The organism is Amycolatopsis orientalis (genome assembly GCF_000943515.2).
Classification (GTDB): Bacteria; Actinomycetota; Actinomycetes; order Mycobacteriales; family Pseudonocardiaceae; genus Amycolatopsis; species Amycolatopsis orientalis.
In genome coordinates, this window is sequence record NZ_CP016174.1 from 8,398,608 (window position 1) to 8,416,987 (window position 18,380).

Annotated in this window: 21 protein-coding genes; 14 read left to right on the plus strand and 7 right to left on the minus strand. The window is 67.9% G+C overall.

Going from position 1 to position 18,380, the window contains the following annotated elements; all coding sequences use genetic code 11:
• Positions 1 to 3: 3 nt before the first annotated feature.
• The 4 genes from SD37_RS36495 to SD37_RS36510 all read right to left on the minus strand — a co-directional run bounded on the left by SD37_RS36495 (position 4) and on the right by SD37_RS36510 (position 2,597).
• Entirely contained in the window at positions 4 to 444 is a 441-nt protein-coding gene (locus SD37_RS36495) for an SRPBCC domain-containing protein (RefSeq protein WP_044854536.1), read from the minus strand.
• On the minus strand, positions 441 to 758 hold the full coding sequence (locus SD37_RS36500) for an ArsR/SmtB family transcription factor (RefSeq protein WP_044854535.1): 318 nt from the start codon (positions 756 to 758) through the stop codon (positions 441 to 443). The genes SD37_RS36495 and SD37_RS36500 overlap by 4 nt, the downstream gene beginning before the upstream one ends.
• A gap of 67 nt (positions 759 to 825) precedes the next feature.
• Positions 826 to 1,524, minus strand: coding sequence for a lysoplasmalogenase family protein (locus SD37_RS36505; protein WP_044854534.1), 699 nt, complete (start codon positions 1,522 to 1,524; stop codon positions 826 to 828).
• A 62-nt stretch (positions 1,525 to 1,586) separates the two neighbouring features.
• Positions 1,587 to 2,597: a GlxA family transcriptional regulator gene (locus SD37_RS36510; protein ID WP_044854533.1), complete on the minus strand. Its 1,011-nt coding sequence runs from the start codon at positions 2,595 to 2,597 to the stop codon at positions 1,587 to 1,589.
• Between the two features lie 43 nt (positions 2,598 to 2,640).
• On the opposite strand from SD37_RS36510, the gene SD37_RS36515 reads away from it, so the two are divergent.
• The gene (locus SD37_RS36515) at positions 2,641 to 3,408 is read left to right on the plus strand and encodes an NAD(P)H-dependent oxidoreductase (protein WP_044854532.1); all 768 of its coding nucleotides are present in this window, start codon (positions 2,641 to 2,643) and stop codon (positions 3,406 to 3,408) included.
• A 3-nt stretch (positions 3,409 to 3,411) separates the two neighbouring features.
• Here SD37_RS36515 and SD37_RS36520 read toward each other — a convergent pair whose 3' ends face one another.
• Complete coding sequence (locus SD37_RS36520; protein WP_065913118.1) at positions 3,412 to 3,981, minus strand: flavodoxin family protein; 570 nt, start codon at positions 3,979 to 3,981, stop codon at positions 3,412 to 3,414.
• Between the two features lie 97 nt (positions 3,982 to 4,078).
• Between SD37_RS36520 and SD37_RS36525 the strand changes: the two genes are divergently transcribed.
• From SD37_RS36525 to SD37_RS36575, 11 genes are all read left to right on the plus strand, one after another.
• Complete coding sequence (locus SD37_RS36525; RefSeq protein WP_044854530.1) at positions 4,079 to 4,495, plus strand: MarR family winged helix-turn-helix transcriptional regulator; 417 nt, start codon at positions 4,079 to 4,081, stop codon at positions 4,493 to 4,495.
• Between the two features lie 52 nt (positions 4,496 to 4,547).
• Positions 4,548 to 5,366, plus strand: a complete 819-nt coding sequence (locus SD37_RS36530; protein WP_044854529.1) for an SRPBCC family protein — start codon at positions 4,548 to 4,550, stop codon at positions 5,364 to 5,366.
• Positions 5,367 to 5,434: 68 nt separating this feature from the next.
• On the plus strand, positions 5,435 to 6,586 hold the full coding sequence (locus SD37_RS36535; protein ID WP_044854528.1) for a sensor histidine kinase: 1,152 nt from the start codon (positions 5,435 to 5,437) through the stop codon (positions 6,584 to 6,586).
• Positions 6,583 to 7,245: a response regulator gene (locus SD37_RS36540; protein ID WP_044854527.1), complete on the plus strand. Its 663-nt coding sequence runs from the start codon at positions 6,583 to 6,585 to the stop codon at positions 7,243 to 7,245. Before SD37_RS36535 ends, SD37_RS36540 begins: the two co-directional genes overlap by 4 nt.
• A gap of 58 nt (positions 7,246 to 7,303) precedes the next feature.
• Positions 7,304 to 8,941 carry an acyl-CoA carboxylase subunit beta gene (locus SD37_RS36545; RefSeq protein WP_044854526.1) on the plus strand — a complete coding sequence of 546 codons (1,638 nt, stop codon included), beginning with the start codon at positions 7,304 to 7,306 and terminating at the stop codon, positions 8,939 to 8,941.
• Positions 8,938 to 9,156: an acyl-CoA carboxylase subunit epsilon gene (locus SD37_RS36550; protein WP_044854525.1), complete on the plus strand. Its 219-nt coding sequence runs from the start codon at positions 8,938 to 8,940 to the stop codon at positions 9,154 to 9,156. Before SD37_RS36545 ends, SD37_RS36550 begins: the two co-directional genes overlap by 4 nt.
• Positions 9,157 to 9,269: 113 nt before the next feature.
• The gene (locus SD37_RS36555) at positions 9,270 to 10,091 is read left to right on the plus strand and encodes a helix-turn-helix domain-containing protein (RefSeq protein ID WP_044854524.1); all 822 of its coding nucleotides are present in this window, start codon (positions 9,270 to 9,272) and stop codon (positions 10,089 to 10,091) included.
• A gap of 210 nt (positions 10,092 to 10,301) precedes the next feature.
• On the plus strand, positions 10,302 to 10,508 hold the full coding sequence (locus SD37_RS36560) for a DUF397 domain-containing protein (protein WP_044854523.1): 207 nt from the start codon (positions 10,302 to 10,304) through the stop codon (positions 10,506 to 10,508).
• Positions 10,505 to 10,825, plus strand: coding sequence for a hypothetical protein (locus SD37_RS36565; RefSeq protein WP_044854522.1), 321 nt, complete (start codon positions 10,505 to 10,507; stop codon positions 10,823 to 10,825). Before SD37_RS36560 ends, SD37_RS36565 begins: the two co-directional genes overlap by 4 nt.
• A 259-nt stretch (positions 10,826 to 11,084) precedes the next feature.
• Entirely contained in the window at positions 11,085 to 11,711 is a 627-nt protein-coding gene (locus SD37_RS36570; RefSeq protein ID WP_044854521.1) for a PadR family transcriptional regulator, read from the plus strand.
• Positions 11,692 to 13,308 (plus strand): DHA2 family efflux MFS transporter permease subunit, encoded by a 1,617-nt coding sequence (locus SD37_RS36575; RefSeq protein ID WP_083255181.1) that lies wholly within the window; start codon positions 11,692 to 11,694, stop codon positions 13,306 to 13,308. Before SD37_RS36570 ends, SD37_RS36575 begins: the two co-directional genes overlap by 20 nt.
• Before the next feature lie 98 nt (positions 13,309 to 13,406).
• Here the strand turns inward: SD37_RS36575 and SD37_RS36580 are convergent, their stop codons facing one another.
• On the minus strand, positions 13,407 to 15,212 hold the full coding sequence (locus tag SD37_RS36580; protein WP_044854519.1) for a glycoside hydrolase family 3 protein: 1,806 nt from the start codon (positions 15,210 to 15,212) through the stop codon (positions 13,407 to 13,409).
• A gap of 166 nt (positions 15,213 to 15,378) precedes the next feature.
• Here SD37_RS36580 and SD37_RS36585 point away from each other — a divergent pair, with 166 nt between their 5' ends.
• Both SD37_RS36585 and SD37_RS36590 read left to right on the plus strand, forming a co-directional pair.
• Positions 15,379 to 16,017, plus strand: a complete 639-nt coding sequence (locus SD37_RS36585; RefSeq protein ID WP_044854518.1) for a Maf family protein — start codon at positions 15,379 to 15,381, stop codon at positions 16,015 to 16,017.
• 100 nt (positions 16,018 to 16,117) lie between these two features.
• Positions 16,118 to 17,485, plus strand: coding sequence for a dicarboxylate/amino acid:cation symporter (locus SD37_RS36590; protein WP_044854517.1), 1,368 nt, complete (start codon positions 16,118 to 16,120; stop codon positions 17,483 to 17,485).
• Between the two features lie 141 nt (positions 17,486 to 17,626).
• Here SD37_RS36590 and SD37_RS36595 read toward each other — a convergent pair whose 3' ends face one another.
• Entirely contained in the window at positions 17,627 to 18,307 is a 681-nt protein-coding gene (locus tag SD37_RS36595; RefSeq protein ID WP_083255182.1) for a hypothetical protein, read from the minus strand.
• Positions 18,308 to 18,380: the final 73 nt, after the last annotated feature.

Sequence of the window (18,380 nt, forward strand, 5' to 3'; positions counted from 1 at the left end):
TGTTCATACTGCCGACAAAGCGGTCCCCAAGGCATCGAGCCAGGTCGCGGTCCCCTCCTCACGCCAGCTCGGTTCCTCGTGCCCGTCGAGGAAAGTGCCCTGCTCGACCAAAGTCAGCCGGGTACCTCCGTCCGCGGCTTCGAGCAGCACCGTCGTGACCGAAACGGTCGCGAGCACGTCGTTCGCGGAAAGCGTTCCCGAGTAGACGATCCGCTCGTTCTCGGCGATGTCCTCGTAGCGCGCGTCGAACACCATCCGCTTCCCGTCGTCGGACGGACCAGTGGTGACCTCCCGGCCGCCGACGCGGAAGTCCAGCGAGTGCCCGCCGCCCGGCACGGTGAACCAACCGGCTTTCGCGGCGGGATCGGCCCAGGCCGCGAAAACGCGTTCCGGCGGCGCGGGGTAGACGCGTTCGATAGTGAAAGTGGCGTGTTTGACGGTCATGACAGTTTCCCTTCGTCGGAATCCAGAAAGTCACCAAGGCGATCGAGCCGGTGTTCCCAGCCGGTGCGCTGCCCGGCGAGCCAGTCCTCGGCCGTCCGCAGTCCGTCCGGTTCGAGGTGGCAGGTGCGGACGCGACCCGCCTTCTCCGATCGGACCAGCCCGCAGCCTTCGAGCACCTGGAGGTGCTGCATCACGGCGGGCAGTGACATCGACAACGGCCGCGCGAGCTCCCCCACCGTGGCGGGTCCCCGGGTGAGGCGCTCGATCATGGCGCGCCGCGTCCCGTCGGACAGCGCCTTGAACACCTGGTCCATCCTTTGGTTAGGCACATGCTTAACTATCTGCCCACGCCGAGCGTTAGTCAAGTAGATGCTTAACTTTCTACTTCTCCGCGGTCATGCCTTCGACGAGCAGCCACTGGGACGCGAGATACGAAGTCAGCACGAAGGTCTCGAGGTTTGCCCGCACGCGTTCGCTGGTGACGAAGTTGCGACGGATCAGGATCGCCAGGTCGGACGCGGAAAACAGCAGTGCACCGGCGGCGAGCCAGGTCCGGCGGTCAGCCGACGGGACGACCATCCCACCCGACACGCGAGCCTTCGGCGCGAGCACCGGATCGGCCGCGAGGGTCGACGTCGTGCTCAGCAGACCTCCGTAGACCGAGAGCACCGAAGACACTGGCGACGGCTTCGGGAGCGCCATCGCGACGGCGGCCGCGGCCCACGCCCCAAGCCGGGGCGACGCCGTGGCCGCACGCGGCCGCGCGCCGCGACGCCACAAGAACGCGGAGTACAGCACCTGCATCACGCCGAACGACGTCGCGCCCTTGATCAGTTCGCGGTCCTCGTGCGACCTGGCCATGAAGTGGTCGCCCGCACCGGCCGCGATCAGTGCGGCGACGAGCAAGCCCTTCTCCTCTGGTGCAAGCGTTTGCGCCCGGGCGACGCGAGCGGCGAGCACGGGAACCGCGGCCGGCTTTGTCACCAGCTGCAACCGCCGGTTGCCGGTCCTGGCGGAGTACACCGTGCCGATCGCGGCGGCGCCGAACAGCACCCGTTCGGCGAGTTTGAGGGCCTTCACTGACCACCTCCGGAACTTATTTCCGGGTAAGTTACCAGCAGGTCAGTACTCTCGGGCGTCTTCTAGACCGCTTCCCGGAAGGTGTTCCGGTACGCGCTCGGGGAAACACCCAGCGCGGCCTGCAGATGCTGCCGCAGGGACGCGGCGGTGCCGAACCCCGCCTCCGCCGCGATCTTGTCCACCGGGAGGTCGGTTTCCTCCAGCAGCTGACGCGCCCGTTCGACCCGCTGCTGGGTCAGCCACTGCAACGCGGAAATCCCGACCTCGTCCCGAAAACGCCGCGTGAAGGTCCGCGTGCTCATCGACTCTTTCGCCGCGAGTTCGCGCAACGTCAGCGGCCGGTCGAGGTTCTCCAGGGCCCAGGCCCGCGCCGCCGCGGTCGAGGAGGACTGCGGTTCCGGCACCGGACGGCGGATGAACTGCGCCTGCCCGCCTTCCCGATGGGGCGAGACAACCGTGCCGCGCGCGACCTCGTTCGCGATCGCGGCGCCGTGATCACAGCGGATCATGTGCAGGCAGAGGTCGATGCCGGACGCGACCCCCGCGGCGGTCAGCACGTTGCCGTCATCGGTGTAGAGCACGTTGGGATCGAGGTCGACCTTCGGGAACTTCGCCTGGAAGTCCAGTGCCGAACGCCAGTGCGTGGTCGCCTTCCGGCCGTCGAGCAGGCCGGCCGCGGCGAGCACGAAGGCACCCGTGCAGATCGACGCGATCCTGGCCTCCGGCCGGATCAGCTCCATCGCCCGCGCGAGCGGTTCGGTGAGGTCCTGGCCCGAGGGCTCATACTCGGTGGACGACGCCGGGATCACGACGGTGTCGGCCTCGGCCAGCACTTCCGGCCCGCGGGGGACCGAGATGGTGACGTCGGCGTCGGTCCGGATCTCCCCGGGCTCCGGCGTGCAGGTGATGACCTCGTACAGCGGCTCGCCGTCGGCCGATTTGGCCGTGCCGAACAGGCGGACGACGATGCCCAGCTCCATCACCAGCATGCCGTGGCGGACCAGCACGGCCACCCGGTGGCGGCCCGGACGCGTGAAGAAAGCCATGGCTCGATTCTTGCACATGTTGGCCATCGGGCCACTCGATTCGACGAACGGGCCGAGAGACCGTGGGGGCATGAACGTGTTGTGGATCTTCGCCCATCCGGAACCCCGTTCCCTCGGCGGCTCGCTGCGCGACGAAGGCGTGCGCACGCTCCGCGAACAGGGCGCGAACGTCCGGGAATCCGACCTGTACGCGATGAAGTGGAATCCCGTCGTGAACGCGGAGGACTTCGGATCCGCGGCCGGAAGCGACCGGCTGATCGTCGGCGCGGCGTCGAAGGACGCCTTCACCTCGGGCGAACTGAGCGAGGACATCCGGGCGGAGCACGAGAAACTGACCTGGGCGGACACGATGATCATCCAGTTCCCGTTGTGGTGGTACGGAATGCCCGCGATCCTCAAGGGCTGGTTCGACCGCGTCTTCGTCAAGGGTTTCGCTTACGGCGTCCAGCGGCCCGACGGCAAAACGGCGCGTTACGGCGAAGGGAAACTGGCCGGGAAGCGCGCCATGGTCGTGCTGACCGCGGGCGCGCCGGAAGCCACGATCGGACCGCGTGGCGTGAACGGCGAGATCAACGACCTGCTGTTCCCGCTGCAGCACGGAACCCTGTGGTACGCGGGAATGTCCGTGCTCCCGCCGCTCACGATCTGCGGTGCCGACCGCGTCAGCTCCGACCAGTACGACGCCGCCGCCGACGCGCTGCGCGAACGACTGCGGACACTGTCCACAAGCGACCCGATCCCGTTCCGTTCCCAGAACGGCGGTGACTACGACGAAGCCCTCGTCCTGCGTGACCACCTCGCGCCGGGCCGGAGCGGAATCGGCGTCCACACGTCCTGAAACTCAGGCGCGCACGAGGTCCGCCCCCGCGAAGAAGGTCTCGGCCGCCTTGAGCGCGTCCTCGTCCAGCAGGACGTCGCCAGGGCGGCTCCCGTTGCCGAGCAACTGCCCGCCCCAGTGCATTCCGAGATATCCGGCGGTTTTGCGCAGGGTGCCGATCAGCGGTTCCGCCTGCTCCGGCTGCTCGGCGAGCGCGCTCACTCCCCACAGGGTCTTCCCGCGCATCTGCTCCTTGAAGCGGAGTTCCGGCTGGTCCAGCCAGGCCGCCCAGTGGTCGAAGTACAGCTTCACCGACGCCGACACGCTGTACCAATAGACCGGTGACGCGATCACCAGATCCGTGGCCGCCATGGTCGCGTCGAACAGCGCCCGCTCGTTTCCGGCGGGCGGGACGAAATCCTCGCCGTCGTGTTTCCGGTCCACGAACGGCGCCAGCGGCAGCTCGGACGTCCGGATCCACCGCTGCTTGACCCTCCGGGGCAGCTCCTTCGCCGCCCGCCTCGCCAGCATCTCCGTGTTCCCGCCGGCACGGGCACTCCCCAGCAGGAACAGGAAGCTTCGGTCCTCCGTCATCGCGATCCCCTCCGAAGTGATTTCAAAGTACATGTATGTGCAAACAGATGCTGTCACTGCATGTAAACTGTTGTCAAGCGAATCGAGGGAGGTCGCCATGACCGCCGACGAACTGGCGTGGGATCGCGTCCTCACGCTGCACGGGCGCATCGAACAAGAACTGGCGAAGGCGCTGCAACGACGCCATGGACTCGGCTTGTCCGAGTTCCGCGCGCTCGGCAAGCTGGCCGCCACCGAGAAGGGCGTCCTGCGCATGCAGGAACTCGCCGAGGCGATCGGACTCAACCAGAGTTCCGTGAGCCGAATGGTCGTCCGCCTCGAAGACGCCGGCCTGACCGATCGCGACCCCTGCGAGAACGACCGGCGCGGGGTCTACACCTGCATCACCGAAACGGGAAGGAAGCGGTACGCCGAAACCGAGCCGACCTACCAGGAGGTCTTGGCGACAGCTCTCGACAAGGCCCACGCCGACCCCGAACTGAAGAGCACGGTGGCCGCCCTGCGCGACGTTTGACCAAGTATTCCTTCACGGTTATATTCCCCTGACGGCACATTAGGAGGTAACCGTGACCGATCGCGCCCGGTTGGAAACCGTCGGGGAACGTCCCGCGCTCCGCGTCGAACGACGGCTCACGCACAGCCCCGAACGCGTCTGGCGGGCCATCACCGAACCGCCGGAACTCGCGCGGTGGTTCCCCGCGGCGGTCACCGTGGACCTGCGGCCGGGCGGAGCCATCGAGTTCACCTTCGAAGGCGAAGAGACTCCGACAACCGGCGAAGTCCTCGAAGCCGACGCACCCCGGGTGTTCGCCTTCAGCTGGAATGACGACGTCCTCCGCTGGGAGATCACTCCGGCGGATGACGGCTGCCGTCTGTTGTTCACGCATACGTTCGGCCGGGGCGAACCCGCCATCGCCCGCATCGCGGCAGGCCGCACGGCCGCCGGCTGGGACAGTTGCCTCGTCGCGCTCGCGGCGCTGCTCGACGGCGAGGAACACGAGCCGCCGCAGGACTGGGTCTGCACCATCGAGGCCTACACCGAGGAATTCGGGCTCGCCGACGGCGAAGTCCTGGAAACCCGCGACGGCAAGGTGATCCGCTTCCGCCGTGACCTGATCTGGAAACCGCTCGACAAGCTCTGGCCCCTTCTCACCGCCGAAAAGGCGGCGGGCACGATCCTCCGCGAGGAACCGCCGCGGCTACTGGAACTCTCCCTTCCGCGAGGCGGCGTCGTCCGCTGGGAGTTCACCCACTCCGCGCTCGACGGCACCATGGTCGAGGTGACCCAGACGGTCCCGCGTGGACAGGACGACGTCGTGCCCGAGGCGCTGCGAAGCTGGCGCGAGAAGCTGAAGGACTTCTTCGCGGCGGCCTACGGAAGCTGATCTCCACCCTGGGGATGACCTTCGCCGGACGGACGCGCACGCGCCACCCGTCCGGCTAAGTTCGCCGTATGAAACAGCCGTCGGCGCTCTCCCAGCGGGTGGCGTACACGATCGACGCACTCCTCGCGCTGGTGCTCGTGGTGGCCGTCGGCGGGAACCTGGCCGCGAGGACCTGGATCTTCCTCATCGCCATCCCGATGTGGCTCGCCTGGGCGACGGTCGCCGCCAGCGGGATCGCGATCGCGCTGCGGCGCCACCGGCCCCTGACCGCCTACGGCCTCGGCCTCGGCAGCCTCGTCCCGGCCCTGCTCGCCGGCAACGGGCTGGGCCCGGCCGCGCTCCTGGCCACCGCTTGCGCCCTGTACACCGTCGCACTGGAACACCCCCGTGCCCGCTCGCTGACCGCGATGGGGCTCGGCCTGGTCGTCGTCGCGATCTTCGAGCTCCTGCGGCTCGGACCGAACACGATCGCGTCGACGGCCTTCGCGGGCGGCGGGGTGGCGGGCTCATGGGCACTGGGCTGGATGACGCGGCAACGGCGCGCGAACCTGGCCCAGCTCGCCGAAACCCAGGCCGATCAGGCGGTTTCGGACGAACGGCTGCGCATCGCGCGCGAGATGCACGACGTCGTCGCGCACAGCATGAGCCTGATCGCGGTGAAGGCGGCCGTGGGTAATCACGTCGCGAAGGACCAGCCCGAAGAAGCACGCGAAGCGCTGCGGGTCATCGAGCTCACCAGCCGCGAAACGCTCGTCGAACTCCGGCGGATGCTCGGCGTCCTCCGCTCCGGCGACGGCACGCCCGAAGCGGCACTCGGGCCCGCGCCGAAACTCGCCGATCTGCGGACCCTCGCCGAACGCGCCGGACAGGCCGGAGTGCGCGTCGAGCTGACCGGCGAGGCGGTGGACGACCTCCCCGAAGGTGTCGCGCTTTCGGTCTACCGGATCACGCAGGAGGCGGTGACCAACGTCGTGAAGCACGCGGGGCCGGCCACCTGCCGCGTCACGATCACCGAAGGCCCCGGTGAGGTCAGCGTCGAGATCGTCGACGACGGCCGCGGCGAAGGCTCACCGGCGACCGTCGGCGGGCATGGCTTGATCGGCATGCGCGAACGAGTCGCGGTCTACGGTGGTGACTTCGAAGCGGGACCACTGCCCGCTGGGGGATTCCGGGTGTTCGCGCGGCTGCCGTACGCCGCCGAGGAAGTGGGGACACGATGATCCGCGTGCTGATCGCCGACGACCAGGCGTTGCTGCGCGGCAGTTTCCGGGTGCTCGTCGACAGCGCGCCGGACCTCCAGGTCGTCGGCGAGGCGGGTGACGGCGCGGAGGCGGCGAAACTGGCCGAGAAGGAACGCCCCGACGTCGTGCTGATGGACGTCCGCATGCCGGAACTGGACGGGATCGAAGCGACCCGGCGGATCTGCGCGTCGGCCGCCTGCGAAGGCGTCCACGTGCTGATGCTGACCACCTTCGACCTCGACGCCTACGTCTATTCCGCACTGCGCGCGGGCGCGAGCGGTTTCCTGCTGAAGGACACGCCGCCCGCCGAGCTGCTGACGGCGATCCGGATCGTCGCGGCGGGTGAAGGGCTGCTCGCGCCTTCGATCACGCGAAGGCTCATCGCCGAGTTCGCCCGGCTGCCCGAACCCGGTCGTCGCGTGACGGCCTCGCTCGACAACATCACCACCCGTGAACGGGAGGTCCTGGGCCTGATCGCGCGCGGTCTGTCCAACGACGAGATCGCGGGGACCCTGCACCTCGGGCTGGCGACGGTGAAGACCCATATCGGTCATCTCCTGCACAAACTCGCGGCACGGGACCGGGCGCAGCTGGTGATCGCGGCCTACGAATCCGGACTGGTCCGCGCCGCGCTGTAGCCCGGACGTTGCCTACGCCACACGCGAAGTGACCGTCGAGTAGCTAGGCTGCGGTTTCATGAGCAGTGCGACGGAGCCGCTCGGGACGCCGCCCGAGGATGAACCGGACATCCACACCACGGCCGGGAAGCTGGCCGACCTGTACCGCCGGTATGACGAGGCGGTGCACGCGGGTTCCGCGAGGGCGGTGGAGAAACAGCACGCCAAGGGCAAGAAGACCGCTCGCGAGCGGATCGACCTGCTGCTGGACGCGGGGTCGTTCGTCGAACTCGACGAGCTGGCCAAGCACCGCTCGGTCAACTTCGGCCAGGAGAAGAACCGGCCCTACGGCGACGGCGTCGTCACCGGCTACGGCACCGTCGACGGGCGTCCGGTGTGCGTGTTCAGCCAGGACGTCACCGTCTTCGGCGGTTCGCTCGGCGAGGTGTACGGCGAGAAGATCGTCAAGGTGATGGACCTGGCGATCAAGACCGGCCGCCCGATCATCGGCATCAACGAGGGCGGCGGCGCGCGCATCCAGGAAGGCGTCGTCTCCCTCGGGCTCTACGGCGAGATCTTCAACCGCAACGTCAAGGCGTCCGGCGTCATCCCGCAGATCTCGCTGATCATGGGCGCCAACGCGGGCGGCCACGTCTACTCCCCCGCGCTGACCGACTTCGTGGTGATGGTCGACAAGACCTCCCACATGTTCATCACCGGCCCCGACGTCGTGAAGACCGTGACCGGCGAAGAGGTCTCGTTCGAGGAACTCGGCGGCGGGCGCACCCACAACACCCGTTCGGGTAACGCGCACTACCTCGGTTCCGACGACGAGGACGCGATCGCCTACGTCAAGGAACTCCTCTCGTTCCTCCCTGCGAACAATCTCTCCGAAGCACCGCGTTTCGACACCGACGCACCCAAGCCCGGATTCTTCGACGACGTCACCGACTCCGACCGCGAACTCGACACGCTCATCCCGGACTCGCCGAACCAGCCGTACGACATGCACGAGGTCATCAACCGCGTCGTCGACGACGGCGACTTCCTCGAAGTACACGAACTGTTCGCGCCGAACATCCTGGTCGGGTTCGGCCGGGTCGACGGGCGCAGCGTCGGCATCGTGGCCAACCAGCCCACCCAGTTCGCCGGCTGCCTCGACATCGACGCCTCCGAAAAGGCCGCGCGGTTCGTCCGCACCTGCGACGCGTTCAACATCCCGGTCCTGACCTTCGTCGACGTCCCCGGCTTCCTCCCCGGCACCGACCAGGAATGGAACGGCATCATCCGGCGCGGCGCGAAACTGATCTACGCCTACGCCGAAGCCACCGTCCCGCTCGTCACCGTCATCACCCGCAAGGCCTACGGCGGCGCGTACGACGTCATGGGATCCAAGCACCTCGGCGCCGACATCAACCTGGCCTGGCCGACAGCGCAGGTCGCGGTCATGGGCGCGCAAGGCGCGGCGAACATCGTCCACCGCAAGACCCTCGCCGCGGCCGCCGCCGACGGCAAGGACGTCGACGCGCTGCGGGCCGAACTCATCCAGGAGTACGAAGACACCCTCCTGAACCCGTACGCCGCCGCCGAGCGCGGTTACGTCGACTCGGTGATCGTGCCCGCGCACACCCGCGGCCACATCGCGAAAGCACTCTCGCTGCTCGAAGGCAAACGAGAGACCCTGCCGCCCAAGAAGCACGGGAACATCCCGCTGTGAGCGCGCCCGAAACCCCGCTGCTGCGGATCGTCCGGGGCAATCCGAGCGACGCCGAACTCGCCGCGCTGACCGCCGTCGTCGCGGCGGCGGCGAGCGCGCGGGCACCGGAACCGGCGCCGAAACGGGATTCGTGGTGGGCGGACAAGGCTTCGCTCGTGCGGGCCCCGCTCGCCCCCGGCGAAGGTGCCTGGCGGGCTTCGGCGCTTCCTCGCTGAGCCGGCCCGGCGAACGGGGCGGATCGGGCATCCGCGGACTATCGTGTCAGGTCTGGCGAACCGTTCTTCGCGGCTCGCCGGACCTTGATCCGCGACGCCCCAGAAAGCCGTGCGTGACGAACCAGGACCACCTCTCCACCGAGTTGCGCCGTCTGCGCAAAGCCGCCGGGTTGTCCGGTACCGAGGCGGCGAGACTCACCGGCCTCAGCCAGTCGAAGGTCTCGCGGGTCGAAACCGGCGCCTTCATGCCGACCGAGGACCAGGTCGTCGCGCTGTGCGGCGTCTACGGCGCGCCCGCGAAGATCCGGCGGGCGCTGGTCGCGATCACGCGTGACCTCCGCGAAGAGGCGTCGTCGGCGCGCGTCGTGCTGCAACGGGGCGCCTGGCGGATGCAGCAGCGCATCGGCAAGATCGAGACCGCGTCCGCCCGGATCCGCGCCTTCCAGCCGACCATCGTGTTCGGCCTGCTCCAGACCAGCGACTACATCACCGCGCTGTTCGGCGATTCCCTGCCTGACGGCGAACGCGACCAGACGGTCGAAGCCCGGCTGGAGCGCCAGCGGATCCTCGAATCCGACCGCGATTTCCACTTCGTGCTCACCGAAGGCGCCCTGCGCTGGAACATGGGCGGGGCGGCGACCATGGTGGCCCAGCTCGACCACCTCATCGACCTGTCCTGCCACGGACGGGTGCGGCTGGGCGTGATCCCGTGGACCACGCCGGTGTCGGTGCCGGTTCTCCACGGCTTCGACATCTACGACTCGCGCGCGGTGCTGCTCGAGACGCAGACGGCGACGGCCCTCGTCACCGACGAACGGGAAGTCGCCGATTACGAGAAGAACTTCGCCGAAGTCGAGCGCTACGCGACCTACGACGACGTCGCGTGTTCGCATCTGGCGCGGATCGCGGCCGATTACCGGAGTCTCGCCGGCTGAACCGCTCCAGTGACCAAGGACTCTTGGCGCTATGCACCCCGAGAGTGCATCGTGTGTAAAGCAGCTGTCGGTGAAGGCCCCTTTTCGTGCGCTGAACGCGATCAAGGGAACCACTCGGCGAACCGTGGGGACAGATCATCCGAAATCGCCAACCTTGCTGCCGCGCAACCCGTCTACTTGCCGAAACAGTCACTGGGGAAAGGCACTCCGATGACCACCTGGCACGAACGCATGACCGGCTGGCACAAGTCGACTTACACGCACTGGGAAGAGAACGCCTGCGTCGAGGTCGGCGGGCTGCCCGGCCTGGTCGGCATCCGCGACACCAAGCAGTGGGCACTGCCCGCCGAGACCCGCCCGATCCTCGTGCTTCCGGCCGAGTCCTTCGCGGCGTTCATCGACCACTTGGGCCGATGAACGACGTCGCCGAGCCGTACATGGTCCACGACCCGCGGGAGATGGCGGGACAGCTGATCAACGGCAACTGGATCGTCGCCCGGTGGGAGCACCTCGGCGAAGACGAGGACCTGGACCACTGGACGGCCGTGCTGCGCGAGCACTGCGAAGAGCTCGATGTCGATCCGTACGTCATCAACATCCCACGCAAGAACCTGACGATCGTCTTCAACGGCGCGCTCCCCGCGCCGACGTTCGAACAGCTCGAGAACTCGATCGCGGCCATCGAGTACCACCGCTTCCTCGACCGCGAAATCGGGCCGAGACCGCTGAACTAGGCGTACGAACTCGCTTCGCGCGGCCTGCAGAGCGTGTCATGAGGGGTCCCCATAGGACGAAATTTGCCCTATGGGGACCCCTCATGACGTTTGTGCGCAGAAGAGCGACGCCCTGCCCCTCGTGCGTACCTTCCCCTCACTCTGCGCACACCGCACCCACCGGCGATCGTGGCGCGCGAAGAGTCCTTGAGTATCCAGCGGTTCATGGCATATAGTCCACGCGGAATAATCAGTACGGAATCTTCCGAGAGGATCAGTCATGGCCGCGAAGCTCACCCCGCTCGCCATCGCGGTACTGGAACTGCTTCACGAGCGGCCCATGCATCCGTACGAAATGGCGCAGCTGATGCGGGAGCGCTATGTCACCAAGCGCGTCAAGGTGAAGGCAGGATCGCTCTACCACACCGTGGATCGCTTGGTACAGAACGGTTTCGTCGACATCGTCGAGACCCAGCGCGACGGGAAACGTCCCGAGCGGACCGTCTACGCGATGACGGAAGCCGGCCGCGACGAGTTCGTCGACCGGGCCAAGGGCATGCTCAGCACTCCCGCCGACGAGTACCCCGAGTACCTCAGCGGGCTCGGCGCCATCGACGAACTCGGCCGGGAGACCTCCGTGGCCCAGCTCAAACACCGCGTGCTCCAGCTGCAGGCGGCCGCCGCGGCGGACCAGGTCGTCCTCGACAGCCTGGTCAACGAGCAGCACCTTCCGGAGGTCTACTGGCTCGACTGGTCCTACACGACCGCGCACCGCGCCTTCGAGCTCGAATGGACCCAGAAACTCATCGAAGACCTGGAATCCGGCCGAATCCAGTTCCAGGACCACTGCTTACCGAATCTGAACCTGGTCACCGAGGACGCCTCCGATGAACGCAAGACAAGCTAATCCCTGGGCCGCGCTTTCCGCGCTGTGCCTCGGTTTCTTCATGATCCTGCTGGACACCACGATCGTTTCGACCGCGATTCCCGCGATGCTGCGCGAACTCGGCGCCGGACTGAACGCCATCGTCTGGGTGATCAGCGTCTACCTGCTGACGTACGCGGTGCCGATGCTGTTCGCCAGCCGCCTCGGCGACCGCTTCGGCCCGAAACGGGTCTATCTGGCAGGCCTCGTGGTGTTCACGCTGGCCTCGGTGTGGTGCGGTCTCTCCGGCTCGGTCGAAATGCTCATCGCGGCCCGCGCGGTGCAGGGACTCGGGGCCGCTTTGATGACGCCGCAGACGCTGGCGTTCATCAGCCACCTGTTCCCGCCGTCGAAACGCGGACCGGCCATGGGGCTCTGGAGCGGTGTCGCCGGGATCGCGGCGATCGCCGGGCCGCTGCTCGGCGGCGTGCTCGTCGACCACCTCGGCTGGGAATGGATCTTCTTCGTCAACCTGCCGGTCGGTGTGGTCGCGCTGGCGCTGGCGCTGCTCAAGGTGCCGGACTGGCAGCCGAAACACTCGCATTCCTTCGACATCCCCGGGATCCTGCTGTCCGGCGCGGGGCTGGCCTGTGTCGTGTACGGCGTCCAAAATGGACAGCAGTACGACTGGGGACGGGCGTTCGGCCCGATCACCGTCTTCGAGATCATCGGCGCCGGTATCGCCTTGCTGATCGCTTTCGTGGTGTGGCAACGGCTCAACCGCCGCGAACCACTGCTGCCGCTGGCCGTCTTCGCGAACCGCAACTTCTCGGCGGGCACCCTGACATCGGTCACCGTCGGCTTCGCGATGACCGGCATGTTCCTGCCGCTGGTGATCCACCTTCAGGCCGTGCTCGGCGAGACCCCGACGATGACCGGCCTGCTGTTCGCGCCGATGTCCTTGCTGGCCGGGCTGATCGGCCCGTTCGTGGGCAAGGCGTCGGACAAGGTCAACGGCAAGATCCTGCTCGTCATCGGCCTGCTCGCGCTGGCCGCGGGATTGGGTCTCGTCGCACTGATGGCCCGGGCCGGCGCGAACGCGTGGGCGCTCACCCCGGCGCTGGTGGTGGCGGGTGCGGGGATCGGGTTCATCTTCGCCCCCATGGGCAATATGACGATGAGTTCGGTGGAGCCGCGGCTCACCGGGACCGCGTCGGGGATCTACAACACCGCCCGGCAGGTCGGCGGCGTCCTCGGCAGTGCCGCCGTCGGCGTGCTGCTGCAGGCGCGGGTCAGCGTGTCGATCGCCGAGGAGGCCGCGACCGCGGCGACCGCGCTGCCCGAGCAGTACCGCGCGTCGTTCGTGGAAGGCGTCGCGAAGGCCGCGGAATCGACCGGCGAGTTCGGTTCTTCCGGGCAGGGGCCGATCCCGGGACTTCCCTCCGGGGTGGCGGAGCAGGCTCAGCGGCTCGCTCTCGAAGCCGTCCACAATGGACTGACGGACGCGGCCAGGGTAACTTTGCTGCTCCCGGCGGGCGTACTGCTGCTGGGCGTGCTCGCGGCGCTGACAATGCGTCGTCAGGCCCCGCGATCGCCTCACCCGGCCGTCGCCCCCGAGGCCGCCGCCACCGCCGCCTGACCCGAGCCCGCGTTTAGTCCTCTGAATGCGAGACGCCGGGCCACCCCTCGACGCATCCAGAGGACTAAACGCGTCGGGGGGTGGCCCGGGGAGGTTTCCTACCGGCGGTACCGCAGGCCGAAGCCGTACGGGTACAGCGCCTTCTTGCCGTCACCGACGTTCACCGGCTCCTGAGCCGCGCTGGTGGGCCAGCTGAACGTCAGCTTCCCGGTCGGGTTGTAGTCGCCGTAAAGGACATCGGCGACACCGGCGCCTTCGCTACCGGGGAGCCAGGCGGCGACGAGTCCGTTGAAGCCCGGCACCTGCGAGGCGATGTCGAGCGGACGCCCGGACACGGTCACCGCGACGACCGGGACCCCGGAGCTCTTCAGCTTGGCGATCGTGGCGAGGTCCTCCGCGTCGAGTCCGAAGCCGTTGGGCCGGTCTCCCTGCCCTTCGGCGTACGGCGTTTCGCCCACCACGGCGACCGCGACACGGTAGCTCTTGTCGATTCCGTCACCCTCACGGTCATACGTCACCGTGGTTCCCTTCCCCGCCCCCGACTTGATGCCGTCGAGGATGGTCGTGCCCGGGATGACCGGGCCGCTCTGTCCCTGCCAGGTCAGCGTCCAGCCGCCCGCCTGGTTGCCGATGTCGTCGGCGTTCTTGCCCGCGACGAAGATCTTGTTGTCCTTCTTCGCCAGCGGCAGCACACCGTCGTTCTTCAACAGCACCTGCGATTCGCGGACGGCCTGCCGGGCCAGCTCGCGATGTTCCTTGCCGCCGAAGGTCTTCTGGAGCGAACGGTCGGTGTACGGATGCTCGAACAGGCCGAGCTTGAACTTCTGCGCCAGGATGCGCCGGTTCGCGTCGTCGATCCGGCCGGTGGAGACCCGGCCCGCCTCGACCTCGGCCTTGAGGTAGGAGATGAACTGCGGCGCGTCCCACGGGACCATGAACATGTCGATGCCCGCGTTGACCGAAAGCCGCACCTCTTCGGGGGTGAAGCCTTCCTGGCCGTCGATCTGGTTGATCGCGTTGTAATCCGAGATCACCAGGCCGGAGAACCGCAGTTCCTTCTTGAGGACATCGGTGATGAGGTACTTCTGGGCGTGCATGCGCACCCCTTGGAAGCTGGAGAACGAGATCATCACCGAGCCGACACCGCGGTCGATCGCCTCGCGGAACGGCGGCAGGTGGATCTGGCGCAGTTCGCGTTCGCTGATCTCGGTGTTGCCCTGGTCGACACCGTTCGTGGTGCCGCCGTCGCCGACGTAGTGCTTCGCGGTCGCGAGCACCGAACCCGGCTTCTCCCCGAGCCTGCGCCCCTGGAGACCGGTGATGGCCGACGCGTTCGCGACGGCGTCGCGCGGGGATTCGCCGAAGGATTCGTAAGTCCGGCCCCAGCGGTCGTCACGGGCGACGCACAGGCACGGGGAAAAGTCCCACTGCGGCCCGGTTCCGGCGACTTCCAGTGCCGTCGCGCGGCCGATCTTCTCGACCAGGCGCGGATTGTGGGCGGCACCGAGGCCGATGTTGTGCGGGAAGATCGTCGCGCCGTAGACGTTGTTGTGGCCGTGCACGGCGTCGACGCCGTAGATCGTGGGGATACCGAGCGGCGTCGAAACAGCCGCCTTCTGGTACGCGTCGACCATGTCGGCCCAGCCGTTCGGCGTGTTGCTGGCCGGCACGGAGCCACCGCCGGACAACAACGACCCCAGTTTGAGGGCGGCGGCCTGTTCCGGCGTAACCGCACCTCGTTCGGCCTGCGTCATCTGGCCGATCTTGTCGTCGAGACTCATCCGTTTCAGCAGGTCGTCGACCCGCATGGAAACTGGAGCGTGGGGATTCCGGTACACCGGCCCGGGTGCGGCCGACGCCGTCGGCGCCAGGGCCGAACCGGCCAAGAGCAGTCCTGCGAGCACTGTGGTTTGCGTCGTGCGAAGCGATCTTCTGACGCGGAGGCGGGACGACATTGTTTCCTCCGTAGCTCGAACAATCCATATGTTGCGCGCCACAACAAACTAGCTCCACGATCGGGTGTCCCAGGTCACAATTAGGCAACGGAGGGCCGTCGAGTACCTTCCGGAGGTGCGTTTCGTCCTCGCGTCCCAGTCCCCCGCCCGCCTCGCCGTCCTGCGCTCCGCCGGCCTCGATCCGAGCGTCGTCGTCTCCGGCGTCGACGAGGACGCGGTGGCCGCTTCCCTGATCGACCCGGCCCCGGTGGAGCTGGTCCGGGCACTCGCCGTCGCCAAGGCCGAAGCGGTTTTCGAGGCGCTCGTGGGGTCCCACGAAGGAAGCGCCGACATGGTCATCGTCGGCTGCGATTCGATGCTGTCGATCGGCGGCGAGATGGTCGGCAAGCCGATCACGCCGGAGGCCGCGCGCGAACGCTGGGCGTCGATGGCGGGCAAAACCGGTGAACTCCTCACGGGCCACGCGATCATCCGTGTCGAGAACGGCGAGAAGACGAAGGAAACGTCAGGAACCGAAGGGACCACTGTTCGCTTCGGTACGCCCTCGCCGGAAGAAATCGACGCTTACATCGCGTCCGGCGAGCCGCTCCAGGTGGCGGGCGGCTTCACCCTGGACGGACTCGGCGGTTGGTTCGTCGACGGGATCGACGGCGACCCGTCGAGCGTCATCGGAATCAGCCTGCCGCTGACCCGGCGTCTCCTGAGCGAGGTCGGCGTGAGCGTCGTCGATCTTTGGGGCCGTCCCGCATCCTGAGACAGCTCCCACACGATCGGGTGATCCGGAAGAGTCCTGCTCGGTCGAACGTTCTTCACGTTCGGCAAATCAGGAAACTTACACGCACCGGAGTCGCCCCGTGTCTTTCATTCGGACCTACACCAGGCCAAGGGTCTTCGCGGCGGCTGTCCTCGGCTCGCTCGTCGTGGGTGCCCTGCTCGGCATCCTCGCCAGGACGACCGAGACGAGCTGGCTGACCGAACTGCTCGACCAGATCGGCACGATCTTCACGACGCTGCTGCAGATCGCGGTGATCCCGCTGGTCTTCACGGCGATCGTGGTCGGCATCAACAGCCTGCGCAACCTCGGCGGCGGCAAGAAGGCCGCCCGGCTGGGCGGCAAGACCGTCCTGTGGTTCGCGATCACCTCGTTCATCGCGTCGCTGATCGGCATCGCCGTCGCCAAGCTGTTCAACCCGGGCAGCGGCGGCCTCGGCGAAGGCGTCGCCGCGACCGCGAAGAACGCGGACAAGGCGACGAAGAGCGTGGACCACTGGGGTTCCTGGAGCGCCTTCGTCGACGGGCTGCTGCCGAAGAACTTCCTCACCGCCTTCACCGAGGGCGAGACACTCCAGGTGCTGTTCCTCGCCGTGCTGATCGGCGCCGCCGCCTACAGCCTCGGCGACAAGGCCAAGCCGTTCGTCGACTTCACCACCAGCGTCTTCGAGATCATCCAGCGCTACCTCGGCTGGATCGTCCGGCTGGCCCCGATCGGCATCGTCGGCCTGATCGGCGCGGCCGTGTCGAACTACGGTGACGCGCTGTTCCGGCCGCTGCTCAGCACCACGCTCGCGGTGTACGTCGGCTGCTTGCTCGTGCTGTTCGTGGTCTACCCGATCCTGCTGCGGTTCGTGGCGAAGGTCAGCCCGCTGAAGTTCTTCGCCAAGGCCGGCACGGCGATCCAGTTCGCGTTCGCTTCGCAGTCTTCGGCCGCGACGCTGCCCTTGACCCGGCAGTCCGCCGTGAACCTCGGCGTCCAGCCCGCGTACGCCGCCTTCGCGACTCCGCTGGGCAGCGCGACCAAAATGGACGGTTGCGCCGCGGTGTTTCCGGCGATCGGCGCGATCTTCATCGCGAACCTGTCCGGCGTTTCGCTGAACATCTGGCAGTACGTCGGCATCGTCGTGGTCGCCGTCCTCGGCGCGCTGGCCACCGCGGGCACCACCGGCTGGCTGACCGCGCTGACCCTGACCACCGCGTTCATCGGCCTCGACGCGCAGCAGGTGGCGCTCGGGATCGCGCTGATCTACTCGGTCAACCCGATCATGGACATGATGCGGACCGCGACCAACGTCGCGGGCCAGATCGTCGTGCCGGTCGTGGTCGCCCGGAGCGAGGGCCTGCTGGACGACGACGTCCTCAACGCGCCGACCGACCCTTCGCCCACTCACGACGGCGAAGCCGCTACGCAGCCGAAGGAGCCCGTCGCGGCAGGCGCGACCTCCTGACCCTCGATGCGCGTGAAGGCCCCCTTCCCTCGGCTGAGTCGAGGGAAGGGGGCCTTCACGCGCTTCCCTGCGCACAGGTCGCGTTTAGCGGGCTAAAGGCGCTTGGGGTCGCGGGCGATAGCAAAGGTCCCTTGCTCTCCCTCAGGGGCAAGCGCGCAGGTCAGCGCGGCTGAGCCGGACGTCCGGCCAGCCCCGCAGTTCCGAGGGCGCGGTGTAGCGGCGCGTGCAGCCCCCCGAGCCGCGGGCGACGTCGTAGACCTCCGCGAGCACCGGCGCCGCCTGGCAGCGGGCCGACCCGGACTGCGCGCCGGGGCACTCGTGCCGCACGACGATGACGTCCGCGATCCCGTCGGCGGTCACGTCGTTCAGGGCGATCGTCCCGGCATCGGAGAGGTACGGCTTCCCGGTGTCCCGCCAGATCCCGCCGCGCGCGACGAACACCTCGCCCGTCGAGCCGCCGCTGACGTCACCACGCACCAGGCAGACCGGCGTCGCGCCGTCGACACAGCGCAGAGAATCGCCCTTGAGGGTGACCCCCAGGTCGTTGATGATCAACGGGAACACCGTGTCCGCGCCGAACCGGATCGAGCCCTGCTTGCCCGCTTCGTCGGCCAGCAGCACGACGGGCACCCCGCCGACGGTCATCGCGCCGACCTCCCGGCAGGCCGAGTGACCGCAGCTGACCCCCGGCGCGCTCGGGGCGGCGTCGGGAACGGGCGGCTGCAGGTCGTCCGCGGGAGCGGGCGCCCCGGGACGGAGCAGGATCACGGCCACGATGACCCCCGCCGTCACCACGACGGCCAGCACCGCCGTGAACAGCACGGATCGCGGCGTCCGCGCTTCCTGAGTCCGCATATCCGAGAGCGTAAGTGATCTAGCACAGAGTGCACGTCTA